General features: G+C 55.0%; 16 protein-coding genes and 3 tRNA genes. 8 read left to right on the top strand and 11 right to left on the bottom strand.

Annotated elements, in window-relative coordinates; all coding sequences use genetic code 11:
* Positions 1 to 6: 6 nt before the first annotated feature.
* A complete protein-coding gene (argA, locus tag AC0TNG_RS03795; protein ID WP_008499655.1) occupies positions 7 to 1,338 on the bottom strand; it encodes an amino-acid N-acetyltransferase in 1,332 nt (443 codons plus the stop codon).
* Between the two features lie 227 nt (positions 1,339 to 1,565).
* Here argA and amiC point away from each other — a divergent pair, with 227 nt between their 5' ends.
* Complete coding sequence (gene amiC / locus AC0TNG_RS03790) at positions 1,566 to 2,819, top strand: N-acetylmuramoyl-L-alanine amidase AmiC (protein ID WP_032648118.1); 1,254 nt, start codon at positions 1,566 to 1,568, stop codon at positions 2,817 to 2,819.
* A gap of 87 nt (positions 2,820 to 2,906) precedes the next feature.
* On the opposite strand, the gene AC0TNG_RS03785 is transcribed toward amiC, so the two are convergent.
* The 3 genes from AC0TNG_RS03785 to AC0TNG_RS03775 form a co-directional block, all read right to left on the bottom strand.
* Positions 2,907 to 2,983 (bottom strand) — tRNA-Met (locus tag AC0TNG_RS03785).
* A 44-nt stretch (positions 2,984 to 3,027) separates the two neighbouring features.
* A tRNA-Met gene (locus AC0TNG_RS03780) sits at positions 3,028 to 3,104 on the bottom strand.
* Positions 3,105 to 3,148: 44 nt separating this feature from the next.
* A tRNA-Met gene (locus tag AC0TNG_RS03775) sits at positions 3,149 to 3,225 on the bottom strand.
* Positions 3,226 to 3,433: 208 nt separating this feature from the next.
* Between AC0TNG_RS03775 and mltA the strand changes: the two genes are divergently transcribed.
* Both mltA and tcdA read left to right on the top strand, forming a co-directional pair.
* Positions 3,434 to 4,531: a murein transglycosylase A gene (mltA, locus tag AC0TNG_RS03770; RefSeq protein WP_463727281.1), complete on the top strand. Its 1,098-nt coding sequence runs from the start codon at positions 3,434 to 3,436 to the stop codon at positions 4,529 to 4,531.
* Positions 4,532 to 4,606: 75 nt separating this feature from the next.
* Positions 4,607 to 5,413: a tRNA cyclic N6-threonylcarbamoyladenosine(37) synthase TcdA gene (gene tcdA / locus AC0TNG_RS03765; RefSeq protein WP_008499651.1), complete on the top strand. Its 807-nt coding sequence runs from the start codon at positions 4,607 to 4,609 to the stop codon at positions 5,411 to 5,413.
* Here the strand turns inward: tcdA and csdE are convergent.
* Positions 5,404 to 5,850: a cysteine desulfurase sulfur acceptor subunit CsdE gene (gene csdE, locus AC0TNG_RS03760; RefSeq protein ID WP_023333259.1), complete on the bottom strand. Its 447-nt coding sequence runs from the start codon at positions 5,848 to 5,850 to the stop codon at positions 5,404 to 5,406. The genes tcdA and csdE overlap by 10 nt on opposite strands.
* The gene (csdA, locus tag AC0TNG_RS03755) at positions 5,850 to 7,055 is read right to left on the bottom strand and encodes a cysteine desulfurase CsdA (RefSeq protein WP_473713299.1); all 1,206 of its coding nucleotides are present in this window, start codon (positions 7,053 to 7,055) and stop codon (positions 5,850 to 5,852) included. The genes csdE and csdA overlap by 1 nt, the downstream gene beginning before the upstream one ends.
* Before the next feature lie 192 nt (positions 7,056 to 7,247).
* Between csdA and AC0TNG_RS03750 the strand changes: the two genes are divergently transcribed.
* From AC0TNG_RS03750 to rlmM, 4 genes are all read left to right on the top strand, one after another.
* A complete protein-coding gene (locus AC0TNG_RS03750) occupies positions 7,248 to 7,475 on the top strand; it encodes a YgdI/YgdR family lipoprotein (protein ID WP_008499648.1) in 228 nt (75 codons plus the stop codon).
* A gap of 349 nt (positions 7,476 to 7,824) precedes the next feature.
* The gene (gcvA, locus tag AC0TNG_RS03745) at positions 7,825 to 8,742 is read left to right on the top strand and encodes a glycine cleavage system transcriptional regulator GcvA (protein WP_024909282.1); all 918 of its coding nucleotides are present in this window, start codon (positions 7,825 to 7,827) and stop codon (positions 8,740 to 8,742) included.
* 39 nt (positions 8,743 to 8,781) lie between these two features.
* Positions 8,782 to 9,177 (top strand): DUF423 domain-containing protein, encoded by a 396-nt coding sequence (locus tag AC0TNG_RS03740; RefSeq protein ID WP_023309031.1) that lies wholly within the window; start codon positions 8,782 to 8,784, stop codon positions 9,175 to 9,177.
* The gene (gene rlmM, locus AC0TNG_RS03735) at positions 9,170 to 10,270 is read left to right on the top strand and encodes a 23S rRNA (cytidine(2498)-2'-O)-methyltransferase RlmM (RefSeq protein ID WP_023309030.1); all 1,101 of its coding nucleotides are present in this window, start codon (positions 9,170 to 9,172) and stop codon (positions 10,268 to 10,270) included. The genes AC0TNG_RS03740 and rlmM overlap by 8 nt, the downstream gene beginning before the upstream one ends.
* A 109-nt stretch (positions 10,271 to 10,379) precedes the next feature.
* On the opposite strand, the gene xni is transcribed toward rlmM, so the two are convergent.
* The 5 genes from xni to queF all read right to left on the bottom strand — a co-directional run bounded on the left by xni (position 10,380) and on the right by queF (position 16,816).
* Entirely contained in the window at positions 10,380 to 11,135 is a 756-nt protein-coding gene (xni, locus tag AC0TNG_RS03730) for a flap endonuclease Xni (protein WP_021241892.1), read from the bottom strand.
* A 112-nt stretch (positions 11,136 to 11,247) separates the two neighbouring features.
* Positions 11,248 to 12,615, bottom strand: a complete 1,368-nt coding sequence (gene sdaB, locus AC0TNG_RS03725) for an L-serine ammonia-lyase II (RefSeq protein WP_032648113.1) — start codon at positions 12,613 to 12,615, stop codon at positions 11,248 to 11,250.
* Positions 12,616 to 12,680: 65 nt separating this feature from the next.
* The gene (locus tag AC0TNG_RS03720; protein ID WP_024909280.1) at positions 12,681 to 13,976 is read right to left on the bottom strand and encodes an HAAAP family serine/threonine permease; all 1,296 of its coding nucleotides are present in this window, start codon (positions 13,974 to 13,976) and stop codon (positions 12,681 to 12,683) included.
* A 516-nt stretch (positions 13,977 to 14,492) separates the two neighbouring features.
* Complete coding sequence (gene ppnN / locus AC0TNG_RS03715) at positions 14,493 to 15,857, bottom strand: nucleotide 5'-monophosphate nucleosidase PpnN (RefSeq protein WP_008499641.1); 1,365 nt, start codon at positions 15,855 to 15,857, stop codon at positions 14,493 to 14,495.
* Between the two features lie 116 nt (positions 15,858 to 15,973).
* Positions 15,974 to 16,816 carry an NADPH-dependent 7-cyano-7-deazaguanine reductase QueF gene (queF, locus tag AC0TNG_RS03710; RefSeq protein ID WP_024909279.1) on the bottom strand — a complete coding sequence of 281 codons (843 nt, stop codon included), beginning with the start codon at positions 16,814 to 16,816 and terminating at the stop codon, positions 15,974 to 15,976.
* A gap of 69 nt (positions 16,817 to 16,885) precedes the next feature.
* Between queF and syd the strand changes: the two genes are divergently transcribed.
* Positions 16,886 to 17,431, top strand: coding sequence for a SecY-interacting protein (gene syd / locus AC0TNG_RS03705; RefSeq protein WP_267217476.1), 546 nt, complete (start codon positions 16,886 to 16,888; stop codon positions 17,429 to 17,431).
* Positions 17,432 to 17,579: the final 148 nt, after the last annotated feature.

The following is a 17,579-nucleotide window of genomic DNA, read 5'->3' as shown; positions in this document are numbered from 1 at the left end:
GTCGTATTATCCCAGGTCAGCCATCAGCACTTTTGAGCGGCGCTGATAGTTGTACATCTCTTTCTTCGTCTCCGGCAGAGAATCGATATCCACCGGCGTAAACCCGCGCTCCTGGAACCAGTGAATGCTGCGCGTCGTCAGGACGAACAGCTTGCTCAGCCCCATCTGGCGCGCCTGTGCCGCCACGCGCTCAAGCAGCATTTCACCGCGTGAAGAGCTGCGGTAATCAGGATGCACCGCCACGCAGGCCATTTCACCGATCTTCTCTTCCGGGAACGGATAGAGCGCGGCGCAGGCAATAGTCAGGTTATCGCGCTGAATAATGGTGAATTTGTCGATCTCCATCTCCAGCTGTTCGCGTGAGCGACGCACCAGAATACCCTGCTGTTCCAGCGGGCGGATCAGTTCCAGAATGCCGCCGATATCGTTGATGGTGGCGCGGCGGATCTGCTCCGCACTCTCCATCACAATCTGTGTACCAATACCGTCGCGGGAGAAAAGCTCCTGCAGCAGGGCGCCGTCTTCCTGATAGCTGATCAGGTGGCTGCGGCGCACACCGCTGCGGCAGGCCTTCACGGCGCCACGCAGGAAGCGGACGGTGCCGGAGTGGTAATCGCCTTCGGCTTCCAGCGCCTCCACGCGGGCCTGGGCTTCGTTCGGGAAGAGTTCCGGCACGATTGTTCCTTCATCGTTCACCACGCCCTGGGAGGAGCAGAACCCAATCATTTTTTCCGCCTTCAGCTTGATCGCCAGCTGCGTGGCAATCTCTTCAGACGTCAGGTTAAAGCTTTCGCCGGTCACGGAAACGGCGACCGGGCCCATCAGCACGATGGCACCGCTGTCCAGCTGGCGATGAATGGCTTCTTCATCAATACGACGAATACGGCCGCTGTGACAGTAATCCACGCCATCGTCCACGCCGAGCGGCTGGGCAATGATAAAGTTGCCGCTCACGACGTTGATATGCGCCCCCTGCAGCGGCGTGTTGTTCAGGCTCATGGACAGGCGAGCGGTAATATCCAGCTGCAGCAGGCCCGCCGCCTGTTTCACCAGCTCAAGGGTTTTGGCATCGGTGACGCGGGTATGTTTGTGGTAAATCGGCTCGTGGTGGTGAGCGGCCAGGTTGGCGTCGATCTGTGGACGCGCGCCATACACCACCACCAGGCGGATCCCCAGGCTGTGCAGCAGGCCAATGTCATTGACGATGCTGGAAAAATTTTCATGCTCAATGGCTTCGCCGCCAAGCATGATGACAAACGTTTTTCCCCGATGGGCGTTGATATAGGGAACAGAATGGCGGAATCCCTGGACCAGTTCGGTTCTACGTTCCTTCACCATGGTACAACCCTTAATGAATGTTTATTCGTAATTTCTGTATTTTTATTCGATTGTGGTCGCGTGTGCAAGCGCAAATTTTCCGCGACCCACAGAAATTGGTAAGTAATCCGTGCGTTAGCGTATGATTGTTTACCCTTTTATAGATGACAGTTTATGCGTCATTCGTTAAAGTTTTCGGTCAATCTGGACATTTTGCATATTAGTCAGTGTTCTTGCTCGGGAGAAGCATGTCGGGATCCAATTCAGCAATAAGCCGCCGCCGTTTGTTAAAAGGGGCCGGGGCAATGTGGTTGCTTAGCGTCAGTCAGGTCGGTCTTGCCGCCACCAGCCAGGTCGTGGCGGTGCGCGTCTGGCCATCGTCGACCTATACGCGCGTGACGGTCGAATCCAATCGCGTGCTGAAATATAAGCAATTTGCCCTCAGCAACCCGGAGCGTGTGGTGGTGGATCTCGAAGGCGTTAACCTCAACTCCGTGCTGAAAGGAATGGCGGCGCAGATCCGCGGTGACGATCCGTTTATTAAATCGGCGCGCGTCGGGCAGTTTGATCCGCAAACCGTGCGCATGGTGTTTGAACTGAAGCAGAACGTTAAGCCGCAGCTATTTGCCCTGGCGCCTGTTGCGACCTTCAAAGAGCGCCTGGTGATGGATCTCTACCCGGCCAATGCGACGGATATTCAGGATCCGCTTCTTGCCCTGCTGGAGGATTACAACAAGGGCGATTTGGAGCGTCAGGTGCCCCCTGCGCAAAGCGGTCCGCAGCCGGGGAAAGCAGGGCGCGATCGTCCGATTGTGATCATGCTCGATCCAGGCCACGGTGGCGAAGACTCTGGCGCGGTGGGGAAATACCGTACGCGTGAAAAAGACGTGGTGCTGCAAATTGCGCGCCGCCTGAAAGCGTTGATTGATAAAGAAGGCAATATGCGCGCCTATATGACGCGTAATGAGGACGTCTTCATTCCGCTGAAGGTCCGGGTGGCGAAAGCGCAGAAGCAGCGTGCCGATTTGTTCGTGTCGATCCATGCGGATGCGTTTACCAGCCGTCAGCCAAGCGGCTCGTCGGTGTTTGCGCTCTCGACCAAAGGCGCGACCAGTACCGCCGCGAGATACCTTGCGGACACCCAGAACGCCTCTGACCTGATTGGTGGCGTGGGCAAAAGTGGCGATCGCTACGTCGACCACACTATGTTCGATATGGTGCAGTCGCTGACCATTAACGACAGCCTGAAGTTTGGTAAAGCGGTACTGGGCAAGCTGGGCAACATCAATAAGCTGCATAAAAACAGCGTTGAACAGGCCGGGTTTGCGGTACTCAAGGCGCCGGATATCCCGTCCATTCTGGTAGAAACCGCGTTTATCAGTAACGTGGAAGAGGAGCGTAAGCTCAAGACGGCAAAATTCCAGCAGGAGGTTGCGGAGTCGATTCTGGCAGGGATTCGTGCGTATTTCTCTGACGGGGCGACGCTGGCGCGGCGCGGGTAGATCTTTTGGCCGGGTTCACGCCCGGCAAATTCACAAACGACAGATACAAAAAAACACCCTTAAGGGTGTTTATTGTTTTAGAAGTGTTGGTTGCGGGGGCCGGATTTGAACCGACGACCTTCGGGTTATGAGCCCGACGAGCTACCAGGCTGCTCCACCCCGCGTCCGTCTTTCTACTCTTGTAGAAGCTTACTTCTTCAAATTTGATTGGTTGCGGGGGCCGGATTTGAACCGACGACCTTCGGGTTATGAGCCCGACGAGCTACCAGGCTGCTCCACCCCGCGTCCGTCTTTCTACAGTCGTAGAAGATACTTCATCAAATTTTAATTGGTTGCGGGGGCCGGATTTGAACCGACGACCTTCGGGTTATGAGCCCGACGAGCTACCAGGCTGCTCCACCCCGCGTCCGTGGATGCGCACTATACTCGGATAGGTTTGTGATGCAACCCCTTTTTCACATTTATCATGATTTTGTATGCAAATTGAACGACATGGCGTTGTTTGGACTATTTTTTGCGCAAAATTTGCCAAAGGGCATGCGATCGCATTTCATTAGCCCTGGCGGTTTGTTATCTTCATCACGCGGAAATGGGCAACTTAAAGACGAGATATAATGAAAGGACGTTGGGCGAAGTATCTGATGGCGGGCGCAATGGTAGCGATTCTTGCGGCCTGCTCTTCCAAACCGACCGATCGCGGTCAACAGTATAAAGACGGGAAGTTATCCCAGCCTTTCTCTTTAGTTAATCAGCCTGATGCGGTCGGCGCACCGATTAATGCCGGTGATTTCTCCGAGCAGGTCTACCAGATCCGCAACGCGTCGCCGCGTCTGTATGGCACCCAGAGTAGCGTGTATAACGCGGTCCAGGACTGGCTGAAAGCAGGCGGCGATACGCGCAACATGCGCCAGTTTGGTATCGACGCCTGGCAGATGGAAGGGGCCGATAACTACGGCAACGTTCAGTTTACCGGCTATTACACCCCGGTTATCCAGGCACGACACTCGCGTCAGGGCGAGTTCCAGTATCCTATCTACCGTATGCCGCCAAAACGCGGTCGTCTGCCGTCTCGCGCTGAGATCTACGCCGGTGCGCTGAGCGAAAACTACGTTCTGGCCTACAGCAACTCCCTGATGGATAACTTCATCATGGACGTTCAGGGCAGCGGTTACATTGATTTTGGCGACGGTTCACCGCTTAACTTCTTTAGCTATTCCGGTAAAAACGGCCACGCCTATCGCAGTATTGGCAAGGTGCTGATCGACCGTGGCGAAGTGAAGAAAGAAGATATGTCGATGCAGGCGATCCGCGAGTGGGGCGAGAAACACAGCGAAGCCGAGGTGCGTGAGCTGCTGGAGCAGAACCCGTCGTTCGTCTTCTTCAAACCGCAAAACTTCGCCCCGGTGAAAGGGGCGAGTGCCGTTCCGCTGATTGGCCGCGCGTCGGTAGCATCGGATCGCTCGATTATTCCTGCAGGCACCACGCTGTTGGCTGAGGTTCCTCTGCTGGACAACAACGGCAAGTTCAACGGCCAGTATGAGCTGCGTCTGATGGTGGCGCTGGACGTCGGCGGGGCGATCAAAGGCCAGCACTTCGATATCTATCAGGGCATTGGCCCTGACGCTGGCCACCGCGCGGGCTGGTATAACCACTACGGACGCGTGTGGGTACTGAAGGCGGCGCCGGGTACCGGAAACGTATTCAGCGGCTGATTGTGGTATTCTGAGCGCAATACGGATTACTGTTTAGGGTGAGGAAAACCTCACCCTTTTTACATCTGAGGTTTTATGTCTGTGGTAATCAGCGACGCCTGGCGCCAGCGTTTTGGCGGGACGGCACGTTTATATGGTGAAAAAGCCCTGCAGCTGTTTGCGGATGCGCATGTCTGCGTCGTGGGCATTGGTGGTGTGGGATCGTGGGCGGCAGAAGCGCTGGCGAGAACCGGTATTGGCGCAATCACGCTGATTGACATGGATGACGTGTGCGTCACCAACACCAACCGTCAAATTCACGCTCTGCGTGATAGCGTCGGCCTGGCAAAATCTGAGGTCATGGCGGAGCGTATCCGCTTGATCAACCCGGAGTGCCGCGTGACGGTGATCGACGACTTTGTGACGGCAGATAACGTCGCGGAGTATATGAGTAAAGGCTACAGCTATGTGATTGACGCCATCGACAGCGTACGGCCAAAAGCGGCGCTGATCGCATACTGCCGCCGCTACAAGGTGCCGCTGGTCACGACGGGCGGCGCGGGCGGGCAAATCGATCCGACGCAGATCCAGGTGGCCGATCTGGCGAAAACGATCCAAGATCCGCTGGCTGCCAAGCTGCGTGAGCGCCTGAAGAGCGACTTTAACGTGGTGAAGAACAGCAAAGGCAAGCTGGGCGTCGACTGCGTGTTCTCGACCGAAGCGCTGGTCTACCCGCAGGCGGACGGTTCCGTGTGTGCGATGAAAAGCACAGCGGAAGGGCCAAAGAGAATGGATTGTGCCTCAGGCTTTGGCGCGGCCACCATGGTGACCGCCTCCTTCGGCTTTGTGGCGGTGTCTCACGCCCTTAAGAAAATGATGGCGAAGGCGGAACGTCAGGCCTGAGCCTGACGTGCGGCATCCAGTACCGCGTCGCTGAGCGCGATCAACCCCTGACCGCGCGAGGCGCTGAGCTGCGCGCGCAGTCCAAGCTCATCAAATAACGCCAGCGGCGAATGTGCCAGCAGTTCCGCCGCGCTTTTCCCTTCCACAGCGGTTAACAATACGGCCAGCAGGCCCCGGACAATGCGGCCTTCGCTGTCGCCGAAGAAGTGCAGCTTCTCGCCGGAGACGCTCACGCCCAGCCAGACGCGGTTTTCACAGCCTGCGATCTCTTTCGCCTGCGCTTTGAGATCGTCTGAAAGCGCAGGGAGCTGTTTACCCAGCAGGATCAGCTGACGATATTTATCTTCCCACTGCTGGAGCGGGGCGAAGGTCTGTTTTAAGGTCTCTTCTGTGATGACCGTGCCAAACGGATGTCCGGCTAAAGCAGCGCTAGTCATTAATCCACCAGTATTTCAAGGGCGCGGTCAACGGCGGCAACCAGCGCGTCGACATCGCTTTGGGTATTATACGGCGCAAACGAGGCGCGCAGCGTACCGTTAACGCTGAGCGCCGCCAGCAGCGGCTGGGCGCAGTGCTGTCCGGCACGCAGGGCAATGCCATATCCGGCCAGCAGCGTCACCATGTCGCTATGATGAACGCCCGCAAAATCAAAGGCGAGCAGGCTGGAGTCCTGAACGCGGAACGAACGGAAACCCGGGCGCTTTTTGAGTTCTTCCTCTGCCAGCGTCGCCAGTCCCCGGCTCCAGCTTTCAGCCTGGACAATGTCGGTTTCTGCCAGCCACTCCAGCGCCGCGCTTAAGCCAATCACCCCCGCCACGTTCGGCGTACCGGCTTCCAGACGATAGGGAACGTCCTGAGTGTTGAAGCCATCGAACGACACTTCGGTAATCATTTTGCCGCCACCGAGCCACGGCGTCATTTTTGCCAGCAGATCTGGCTTACCATATAACGCCCCTATACCGGTTGGCCCGTAGAGCTTATGTCCTGAGAAGGCATAGAAGTCGATATCAAGCGCCTGCACATCAGCGGGGAAGTGCACTACGCCCTGGGCGCCGTCGACCATTACCACCATCCCGCTGGCATGGGCTATGCGAATGGCCTGAGCCAGATCCGGGCAGCCTCCCGTGACGTTCGACATCTGTCCGAGCGCCAGAATGCGGCTGCGGGAGGTAATCAGCTCGGGGAGACGGGCCACATCGGGCAGAAGGTCTGCACCCAGTGGAAGCTTCACCACGCGTGCACCCGTTTGCTCGGCCACCATCAGCCACGGCACCAGGTTGGCGTGATGTTCCGCCTCGCTAACGACGATCTCATCGCCCGGCTGAAGCAGCGGGCGCGCGTAGCACTGGGCCACCATGTTGATGGCCTCGGTCGTACCGCGCGTCCAGACGATGTTTTTCCCGCTTTCGGCATTGATCAGATGCGCGACCTGATCGCGTGCCGCTTCATAGCGCGCGGTTAAACGCTGCGCTTCGGCAAACTGGCTGCGATGCACGTTCCCGGCGCTCAGGCTGTAGAACTGCTGCGTGGCCTCAATCACCGCCTGTGGCTTAAGGGCGGTAGCGGCGCTATCCAGATAAATACCGGCATCGGCCAGGGCCGGAAACTGTGCGCGGAACTGCGCAGGGCTGAAAGCGTTCATGGGATTCCTCATTTCAATATAGCGATCGTCGCGCAATTTCAGCGGCAGGGCAAGGAGGTTGATATCTATCAGAATTGTCTGCTTATCCTGATGACCCTAAAAAAGCAGGTTATGCTAAATAGTGTTAGGCGGATGTTTTAGCCTGTTATAAATCGAGGTTTGAATAGCATTAATTGCTAAAGGAGAATAATCATGAATAAGACAGCTGCAATCATTTCTGCCTGTGCGTTTACTTTTGCCCTGAGCGCGTGTTCCGGTAACAACTACGTGATGCACACCAACGATGGTCGTTCTATCGTATCGGAAGGGAAACCGACTACTGATAACGATACCGGGATGATTTCATACAAAGATGCTAACGGGAACAAGCAGCAGATCAACCGCACGGACGTGAAAGAGATGAAAGAGATCGAGCATTAACAGATCGCAGGCGAAAAAAAAGCACCGCAAATTGGCGGTGCTACATTAATCACTATGGACAGACAGGGTAAATGTACAGGAAGTGAAAAATTGGTAGCGTTGCTACCGTGGTCTGAATCGCAGACCAATTGCAAACACAACAACACAACATCACAACCGTAAGCCAAAAGCCCTTCAGAACACGCATTCCGAAAAAAGCTCTTCGTTCCGGCTCAGGAAGTGCCGCCACTATAGGTATTTGCTGGTAGTTCCTCAACGGACAAATTATAATGGCTCAGATAAAAAAAACTAATAGGTTAAACGTTGTTTCCTGTTTGTTAAAATCCGTTAACATCTAAGCCAGATAACCATGTCAAAGCGATTGCCACCCCTCAATGCATTACGTGTTTTTGATGCAGCAGCACGTCACCTGAGCTTCACCCGCGCAGCCGATGAGCTTTTTGTGACACAGGCCGCAGTAAGTCATCAAATCAAGTCTCTGGAGGATTTTCTGGGCCTTAAGCTGTTTCGTCGACGCAACCGTTCGTTGCTGTTGACCGAAGAGGGGCAGAGCTATTTTCAGGATATTAAAGAGATTTTTTCACAGCTTACGGAAGCCACGCGTAAGCTGCAGGCTCGCAGTGCAAAAGGTGCCCTGACCGTCAGTTTATTGCCCAGTTTTGCCATTCAATGGCTGGTGCCAAGACTTTCAAGCTTTAACTCAGCTTATCCGGGGATCGACGTTCGAATCCAGGCCGTAGATCGTCAGGAAGATAAGCTGGCAGATGACGTGGACGTTGCCATTTTTTATGGTCGCGGTAACTGGCCGGGCTTGCGTGTTGAGAAATTATACGCAGAATATCTCCTGCCGGTCTGCTCTCCTCTGCTGTTAACAGGTGAAAAGGCGCTGAAGTCACCCGCTGACCTGGCTCAGCATACGCTTTTGCATGATGCCTCTCGACGCGACTGGCAAACTTATACCCGTCAATTAGGTCTTACTCATATAAACGTGCAGCAGGGACCCATCTTTAGCCACAGTGCGATGGTGTTACAGGCTGCCATTCACGGGCAGGGCGTGGCGTTGGCGAACAACGTCATGGCGCAGTCCGAAATTGAGGCAGGCCGCCTGGTTTGCCCTTTTAATGATGTACTGGTCAGCAAGAATGCGTTTTATCTGGTTTGTCATGACAGTCAGGCAGAACTGGGTAAAATAGCCGCCTTCCGGCAGTGGATACTGGCGAAAGCGGCAACCGAGCAAGAAAAATTCCGCTTCAGGTATGAACAATAACGTTTGTGTGCCGGGCACGCATCAATTCAGGACTTAAACATGACCAGCCGATTCATGCTGATTTTTGCCGCGGTGAGTGGCTTTATTTTTGTTGCACTGGGCGCCTTTGGCGCACATGTCTTAAGCAAGTCTTTAGGCGCAGTCGAGATGGGCTGGATCCAGACCGGCCTTGAATATCAGGCGTTCCATACGCTGGCTATTTTTGGGCTGGCGGTGGCGATGCAGCGTCGTATCAGTATCTGGTTTTACTGGAGCAGCGTGTTTATGGCGCTGGGTACCGTGTTGTTCAGCGGTAGCCTGTACTGCCTTGCGCTCTCACATCTGCGCCTGTGGGCGTTCGTTACACCTGTCGGCGGCTTCAGCTTCCTGGCGGGTTGGGTATTAATGTTTATCGGAGCTATCCGTCTGAAACGCAAGGGCGTTGTTCATGAATAAGGTTGTTTTATATTGTCGCCCGGGGTTTGAGAAAGAGTGCGCCGCGGAAATTACCGATAAAGCGGCGAAGCGCGAAGTCTTCGGCTTTGCCCGTGTAAAAGAGAACGCGGGCTATGTGGTATTCGAGTGCTATCAGCCTGAAGACGCAGACAAGCTGGCACGCGAGCTGCCGTTCAGCTCGCTGATCTTTGCGCGTCAGATGTTTGTTGCGGGTGAGCTGCTGAAGGATCTTCCGCCGGAAGACCGCATCACGCCAATTGTCGGCATGCTGCAGGGTGTGGTGGAGAAGGGCGGCGATCTGCGCGTTGAAGTGGCGGATACCAACGAAAGTAAAGAGTTGATGAAGTTCTGCCGTAAGTTCACCGTGCCGCTGCGTGCGGCGCTGCGTGATGCGGGCGTGCTGACGAACTACGAAACGCCGAAGCGTCCGGTGGTGCATATCTTCTTTATCGCACCAGGTTGCTGCTATACAGGCTATTCATACACTACCAACAACTCTCCCTTCTTTATGGGCATCCCGCGTTTGCGCTTCCCGTCCGATGCGCCAAGCCGTTCCACGCTCAAGCTGGAAGAGGCGTTCCACGTCTTTATCCCAGCGGATGAGTGGGATGAGCGCCTGGCAAACGGCATGTACGCCGTCGACCTTGGCGCGTGCCCGGGCGGCTGGACCTATCAGCTGGTGAAACGCAATATGTGGGTATCGTCCGTTGATAACGGTCCAATGGCGCAAAGCCTGATGGACACCGGACAGGTCACGTGGCTGCGTGAAGATGGTTTCCGCTATCGCCCGAACCGTAACAACATCTCGTGGATGGTGTGCGATATGGTTGAGAAGCCGGCAAAAGTCGCCGCGCTAATGGCCTCCTGGCTGGTGAACGGCTGGTGCCGTGAGACCATTTTCAACCTCAAGCTGCCGATGAAAAAGCGCTATGAGGAAGTGTCGCAGAACCTGGCGTACATTCAGGAGCAGATGGACGAACACGGTATTAACGTGGAGATCCAGGCGCGTCAGCTGTATCACGACCGCGAAGAGGTGACGGTGCATATTCGTCGCTGGTGGGCTGCGGTTGGCGGACGTCGCGACGAGCGATAGTGCGCTGATTGCCCCTCACCCCGGCCCTCTCCCCAAAGGGGCGAGGGGGAAAAGACCGCACCGAGCAGTTCCCTCTCCCCTAGGGGGAGAGGGTTAGGGTGAGGGGGCATTAACGTTCTAACCGCAGCTGCTGTAAATTCCCGTCCAGCTGTAAATCCGTCTGTAGCGTTGCGATTTCCCGGCAGATAAACGCCATCTCTTTATGCGCCTCCAGCTTTTTGCGCCACTTTTCTGGCACCTCATCCAGACGGGCGTAAATTCCTTCCAGACTCTGAAAATCGGTCAGCAGCTGTGCGGCACTCTTCGGCCCAATCCCGGCCACACCCGGAACCTTAGAACTGCTGATGCCTGCCAGCCCCCAGTAGTCCGGCAGTTGCTCAGGCGAGACGCCGAACTCGCTGGCAATAAACGGCGCGTCCAGCCAGCGTTTTTGAAAATAGTCGCGAATGCGGATAGTGGGGGAGAGCAGCTGGCAGTAGCCTTTGTCCGTTGAAACGATCGTGGCCTGATGCCCGGCACTCGCCACCTTTACGGCCAGGGTGGCCGCGAGATCGTCGGCTTCATTTCCCTGTGCCCCCCAGCAGGGGACGCCCCGCTGTTCAAATGCGGCGCGCAGCATGGGCAATTCAGCGTGAAGATCGTCCGGCATCGGTGCGCGTCCGGCTTTGTAGTCCGGCAGACGCTGGTGCCGCCAGCCCGTATTGCGGGCTTCGTCATCAAATACCGCGACCGCGTGGGTGGGCTCACTGTGGCGGATAAGCTGTTCCAGCGCGTGCAGACAGGTGTCTTTACAAGGCGTCCCCTGTACCGCATGGATACGGCGAATCAGGTTAAGTGCATCGACGATAAGTAAATGAACGGCCACAGATAATCTCCCTTCTATCTAATGCAGGAAGGGTAACACTGTCAGCAGCATGAAACTATGAATGGTGGGGAAAACAGGAAGAAGCCTCGCAAAACGAGGCTTCCAGAGAGGCTTAATCGCAGGTCACGATCTTCATCGCCAGGCCGCCGCGAGAGGTTTCGCGGTATTTGGCGTTCATATCTTTACCCGTTTCGTACATGGTTTCGATAACCTTATCGAGACAGACGCGCGGCTCGCTGGTGCGGCGCAGCGCCATACGTGCCGCGTTCACCGCCTTCACGGAGGCAATCGCGTTACGTTCGATGCACGGCACCTGTACCTGTCCGGCAACCGGGTCACAGGTCAGTCCCAGGTTATGTTCCATGCCGATTTCCGCAGCAATGCACACCTGGGTCGGGCTTGCACCCAACAGTTCGGCCAGACCCGCCGCCGCCATGGAGCACGCCACGCCGACTTCACCCTGACAGCCCACTTCCGCACCGGAAATGGAGGCGTTCATCTTATACAGCGAACCAATCGCACTGGCGACCAGCAGGTAGCGCGCCAGTGAGTTCGCGTTCACTTCACGGATAAACTTGTCGTAGTACGCCAGCACCGCCGGAACGATACCGCAGGCACCGTTAGTCGGCGCGGTGACCACACGGCCCCCTGCGGCGTTCTCTTCGTTTACCGCCAGGGCGAACATGTTGATCCAGTCAACGACGGCCATTGGGTCCGTTGTCGTTTTGTCGGTGCTCACCAGCATACGGCGCAGCGCTGCGGCACGACGCGGCACGCGAAGCTTGCCCGGCAGAACGCCTTCGGTGGTGATCCCGCGCTCAATACCGCCGCGCATCACGTCCCAGACGTTGGTGAAGTGCTGTTCGAGTTCTTCTTTGCTGTGAAGTGCCAGCTCGTTTTTCATCATCAGGCCGGAGAGGGAAAGGCCCGTCTCCTGGCAGTGACGCTGAAGATCCGCCGCCGTTTTGTACGGATACGGCACCTCGACAGAAGCGTTATCGGTTTGACCAAAGTGGTCTTCGTCGACGATAAAACCGCCGCCGATAGAGTAATACGTCTGGCTGTATACCGCTTTGTCGCCGGCCAGTGCGGTAATGCGCATGCCGTTTTCGTGCAGCGACAGGTTGTCCGCATGGAAATTCATGCAGTGGTCAACCGGGAATTCAACCTCATGCTCACCGTTCGCCAGCAGCAGGCGACCGTGGGTATTCACATCCTGGATGAAGCCAGGGATCGCATCAATATCAACGGTATCTGGCAGATTTCCCGCCAGGCCCATGATAATGGCGATATCGGTATGGTGGCCTTTCCCGGTCAGGGAAAGCGAGCCGTATACATCGACAACCACGCGGGTAACGTCATGCAAGATGCCGCGTGCAATCAAGTCATCCGTGAACTGCTTACCGGCTTTCATTGGTCCGACGGTGTGAGAGCTGGAAGGACCAATACCGATTTTGAAAATATCGAATACGCTAATCATGATGCGTCCATTGCTTTCAGTCAGAGAGGGAGGAGTGCGCCGTCCGAAGACGGCGCGGGTGATAATCAGAACATGGTGTACAGGGAGTAGAAGATCGCAGAGATTGCGATAAGACCCATGATAACCACAAAGACGTTGCTCACATGACCGCTGTACTTGCGCATAGCAGGGACTTTCTGAATCGCGTACATCGGCATCAGGAACAGAATCATCGCGATGACCGGGCCGCCCAGGGTTTCAATCATGCCCAGGATGCTTGGGTTCAGCGTTGCTACCGCCCAGGTGGTGAGCAGCATGAACAGTGCAGTGATTTTGTTCAGCTTGTTGATTTCAATGCTCTTGCCTTTACCGCGCAGAGATTTAATCACCATACCGTTGAAGCCTTCACGTGCGCCGAGGTAGTGGCCCAAGAAGGATTTGGTGATGGCGATAATCGCGATGATAGGTGCCATCCACGCAATGACAGGTGCGTTAAAGTGGTTTGCCAGGTAAGACAGAATAGAGATGTTCTGCTCTTTCGCTGCCGCCAGGTCCGCCGGGGAGAGGCTCAGTACGCAGCTGAAGACGAAGAACATAACGGTCAGCACCATCATGATGTGAGCGCGTGCCAGGATGCTGGAGCACTTCTTCTCTGCACCATTACCGTACTCTTCACGTTTCGCAACAGCGAAAGAGGAGATGATTGGGGAGTGGTTGAAAGAGAACACCATTACCGGAATCGCCAGCCAGAGTGTCATCAGCAGGCCGTTACCGGTTGCCGATGCGCTGCTCAGGGACAGGGTTTCCAGTGCTGCACCGTTCCACTGTGGGATCAGGTAGCAAGCCAGTACCATCAGAGCAATAACGAACGGGAAGACCAGTACGCTCATTGCTTTCACAATCATCTGCTCACCGAAGCGCACGATGGTCATCATGCCCACAATCAGGATCAGAGACAGAATCGCACGCGGCGGCGGCGTCATGTGCAGCTGGTGCATCATGAAGCTTTCAACGGTGTTAGTGATCGCCACGCTGTAGACCAGCAGAATAGGGTAAATCGCGAAGAAGTAGAGCAGGGTAATCAATTTACCTGCGCCCACGCCGAAATGCTCTTCAACCACTTCAGTGATGTCTTCGCCCGGGTTTTTACCGGACAGCACGAAGCGGGTCAGACCGCGGTGTGCAAAGAAGGTCATCGGGAAAGCAATGATAGCCATAATGATCAGCGGGATCAGACCGCCGACGCCTGCGTTGATAGGAAGGAACAGTACACCAGCGCCGATTGCCGTGCCGTAAAGGCCAAGCATCCACATGGTATCCGTTTTGCGCCAACCACTTCGGGATTCAATCGAAGCAACGGTGCTGGTTTGAGTGGTTTCCATCTGTATCTCCTGGAGGAAGCGAATTGTCAGGTTTTTTAGTCAAATCCGATGAAAAAGTGCCTGACGGTAATATGAAATTCGTTCAGTGACGGTTTTTTAATAATTTTCACCCGTAACTATTGGCGGGCGGAAAGATACATTCTAGTTATGAATCTATCAGTGATCGTGATCCCAAATGCAATAATCCACTTATGATGTGGGCATCTTTAGACCATTTATCTGTTAAAAAAACATCAAAGAGAATTTACGGGCGCGAAGGCTACCACCAACGACATGTGCGCTGAAAGACCACCCCGTGATATAGGTGTCTTTCGCTGTAAAGAAATGGGTTTTTAGGATTTTCTGGCAGGTAATTTTGATTAAGGCTGATAATTTACGGTTGCAAAATGCAGGTAATCGTTTGCGTATGTGACAACTTTGTAAAAGATATAAGTGATGCCTATGAATTACATCAGGAATAAAAAAAGCCGGGACGCGCAACAGGGCGACCCGGCTTTGATGAGATATCGCTAAGCGTCAGGTGCAGATTTCGTAGCAAGGAATATAGGCAGAGCCCGGCAGCTTCATGCGGTGCTGGGCGACAAAGCCCTGCAGCATGTCATCCATGCGGCGCATCATCTCCGGATCGCCGTGGATCTTGTACGGACCGTACTGTTCAATGGCGCGGATACCGACCTCTTTGACGTTGCCCGCCACAATACCGGAGAAGGCGCGACGCAGATCGGCGGCCAGGACTTCTACCGGCTGGTCCGGGTAGAGTTTCAGGTTCGCCATGTTCTCGTGTGAAGGCTCGAACGGGATCTGCAGGTCCGGCGCAATTCGGATTGACCAGTTAAAGCTGTACGCATCACCGGTATCGCGACGGTTTTCTTTCACCAATGGCATCGCTTTCTTCATCTGGCGGGCCACTTCTGCGGCATCGTCGATGATGATGCGATAGTGACGACGCGCGGCTTCACCCAGCGTGTGCACGATAAACTCGTCCAGCACGCGGAAGTAGTCGGCGCTCTCTTTTGGCCCGGTCAGGATAAGCGGCAGAACCTGATCTTTGTTGGCCGGGTTCATCAGAATACCCAGCAGGTAGAGCAGCTCCTCCGCTGTCCCCACGCCGCCCGGGAAGATGATAATGCCGTGGGCGATACGGACAAACGCCTCAAGACGTTTCTCGATATCCGGCATGATAATCAGCTCGTTAACCAGCGGGTTAGGTGGCTCAGCGGCGATAATTGACGGCTCGGTCATGCCGATGAAACGCCCCTCTTTATAACGCTGCTGCGCGTGCCCAACCGCCGCACCTTTCATTGGCGCTTCCATTGCACCCGGACCACAGCCGGTACAGATATTCAGCTCGCGCAGGCCAAGCTGGGTGCCCACCCGACGGGCATAAAGGTATTCGGTTTCGTTAATGGAGTGACCGCCCCAGCAAACGACCATGTTCGGTGCTTCACCCACGTGCAGGGCGCGGGCGTTACGCAAAATGGAGAACACCAGGTTGGTGATATGGACTGAGCTTTCCAGGTCGAGATGCTGGAAACGGCCTGCGTTGTGGATCTGCCCGTTAACAAACAGGATGTCACGCAGCACGGCAAACAGGTTAGCCTGAAGTGAACGAATGATGCGCCCGTCGACAAAGGCCTCTTCCGGCGGGTTGATGACTTCGAGCTTCACGCCACGCTCGCGGCGCAGCACGTTGATATCAAAGCTTTCGAAGCGGGACAGCAGTTCTTTACTGTTATCTGTCAGGCTTCCGGAGTTCAGTACGGCAAGTGAACAGTTACGAAACAGTTGATAAAGATCGCTGCTGGCCGTGCGTTTAAGCATGTCAACTTCCAGCTGCGACAACATATCCATTGAGCCAAGCGGGCTAATATGTGTAATCAAGTGAGCTCCTTACGGGACGATTATCGTCTTTCCCTGTTGATTACAATAGCCCTGGCGCGTGACGTTTCACAACCTAAAGCGCGGAAGATACCGCGCATATTGTGAAAATATTTATATTACTGACGCACCAGCCGTCCCGTCGCCGGCACAAAATCGGTGTTGGTGCGCCACGGGTTAATGTCCAGACCGCCGCGGCGGGTGTAGCGCGCGTAAACGCTCAGCTTCTCCGGCTGACAAAAACGCTGAATATCGCTAAAGATGCGCTCCACGCACTGCTCGTGGAATTCGTTGTGATGGCGGAACGACACCAGGTAGCGCAGCAATTTTTCCCGGTCGATTTTTGGGCCGCGGTACTGGATCTGCACCGAGCCCCAGTCCGGCTGGTGGGTGATCAGGCAGTTGGATTTCAGCAGATGGCTGACCAGCGTCTCTTCGACCACTTTTCCGCTCGCCGCGTTTTCGAGGTAACCGGCGCTGAATTCATAATTCTCCACCTCGATATCCTGATCGTCGATGCAGGTCCCGTTGAAGTGGGCGACAGGCTGCCCTTCCAGCTCGTGCAGGCGATACAGTGAAACGCTTACCTTACCCTGCGCGCAGGCGCTTAAGTCACGTTCCAGGGTGTGCTGAACGTCGTCCCAGCTGTTGAATTTTGTCTGGTTAAAACTGTTGAGATACAGCTTAAAGCTTTTGGACTCGACGAGATTAACGCTGGCGTAATCCAGCTCGACGTGGCCCACCGCCACCTGCGGCAGACCGCGTGCGTTGAGCCAGGAGAGTTCGTACAGCGTCCAGATATCACCGCCGACAAACGGCAATGCGTCCGCATGCAGACCCAAAGGATCGCGATTCAGGCTGCGCGGTACGCCCTGCAGCAGGCTTGCATCGTAGGTATCGCGGTAATCGGTCGATTTACCCAGCGTTAAGCCGGTTAACGCCTGATGATTTTCGTAAGACATGTTTCATAGCCACTTTACAGGTACACTTATGGGCTGAGTTTATCCTGTCTGACAAGAAGAGAGAAATCGGTGGACGTCGAAACTGCAAATGCCCTCACTACCTTCACGACCCGCTATTGCGACGCATGGCATGAAAAGCAGGGCTCGTGGCCGCAAAGTGCTGATTTATATGGTGTACCCTCGCCGTGCATTATCTCTTCGCTTGAGGATTACGTTATCTGGCAGCCGAAGCCCAATACCGGCGAGCAAAATGTAAATGCGGTTGAACGGGCAATGGACATTGTGGTACAACCAGCGGTTCATGCGTTTTATACCACGCAGTTCGCAGGGGATATGCCCGCGCGCTTTGCTGATATCACGCTGACGCTGTTGCAGACCTGGAGCGAAGACGATCTGCAGCGTGTTCAGGAAAACCTGATTGGTCATCTGGTCACGCAAAAGCGCCTTAAGCTTTCTCCGACGCTCTTTATTGCTACGCTGGACAGTGAACTTGACGTTATCTCCGTCTGTAACCTGTCAGGTGAAGTGGTTAAAGAGACTATCGGTACCCGCAATCGCGAGACTCTCGCCCCCTCTCTTGCGGATTTCCTCACCCGACTTGAGCCACTTCTGTAATCCATGATGCTATAGCGCGTGTGAGAGATCTCTTACAAGGTTTGTGAGAGATCGCTGGAACATTCAGTATTACCTCATTTAGTTCAGATTAATATTACTCTGTTTTTCAATAGATTACGGGTTTATTGCACCGTTTTTAGGGATTTCT

This window comes from Enterobacter sp. PL_is514, from assembly GCF_055816715.1.
The sequence above is the reverse complement of the archived record's forward strand: the minus strand, read 5'-3'. Positions and strand labels throughout refer to the sequence as shown.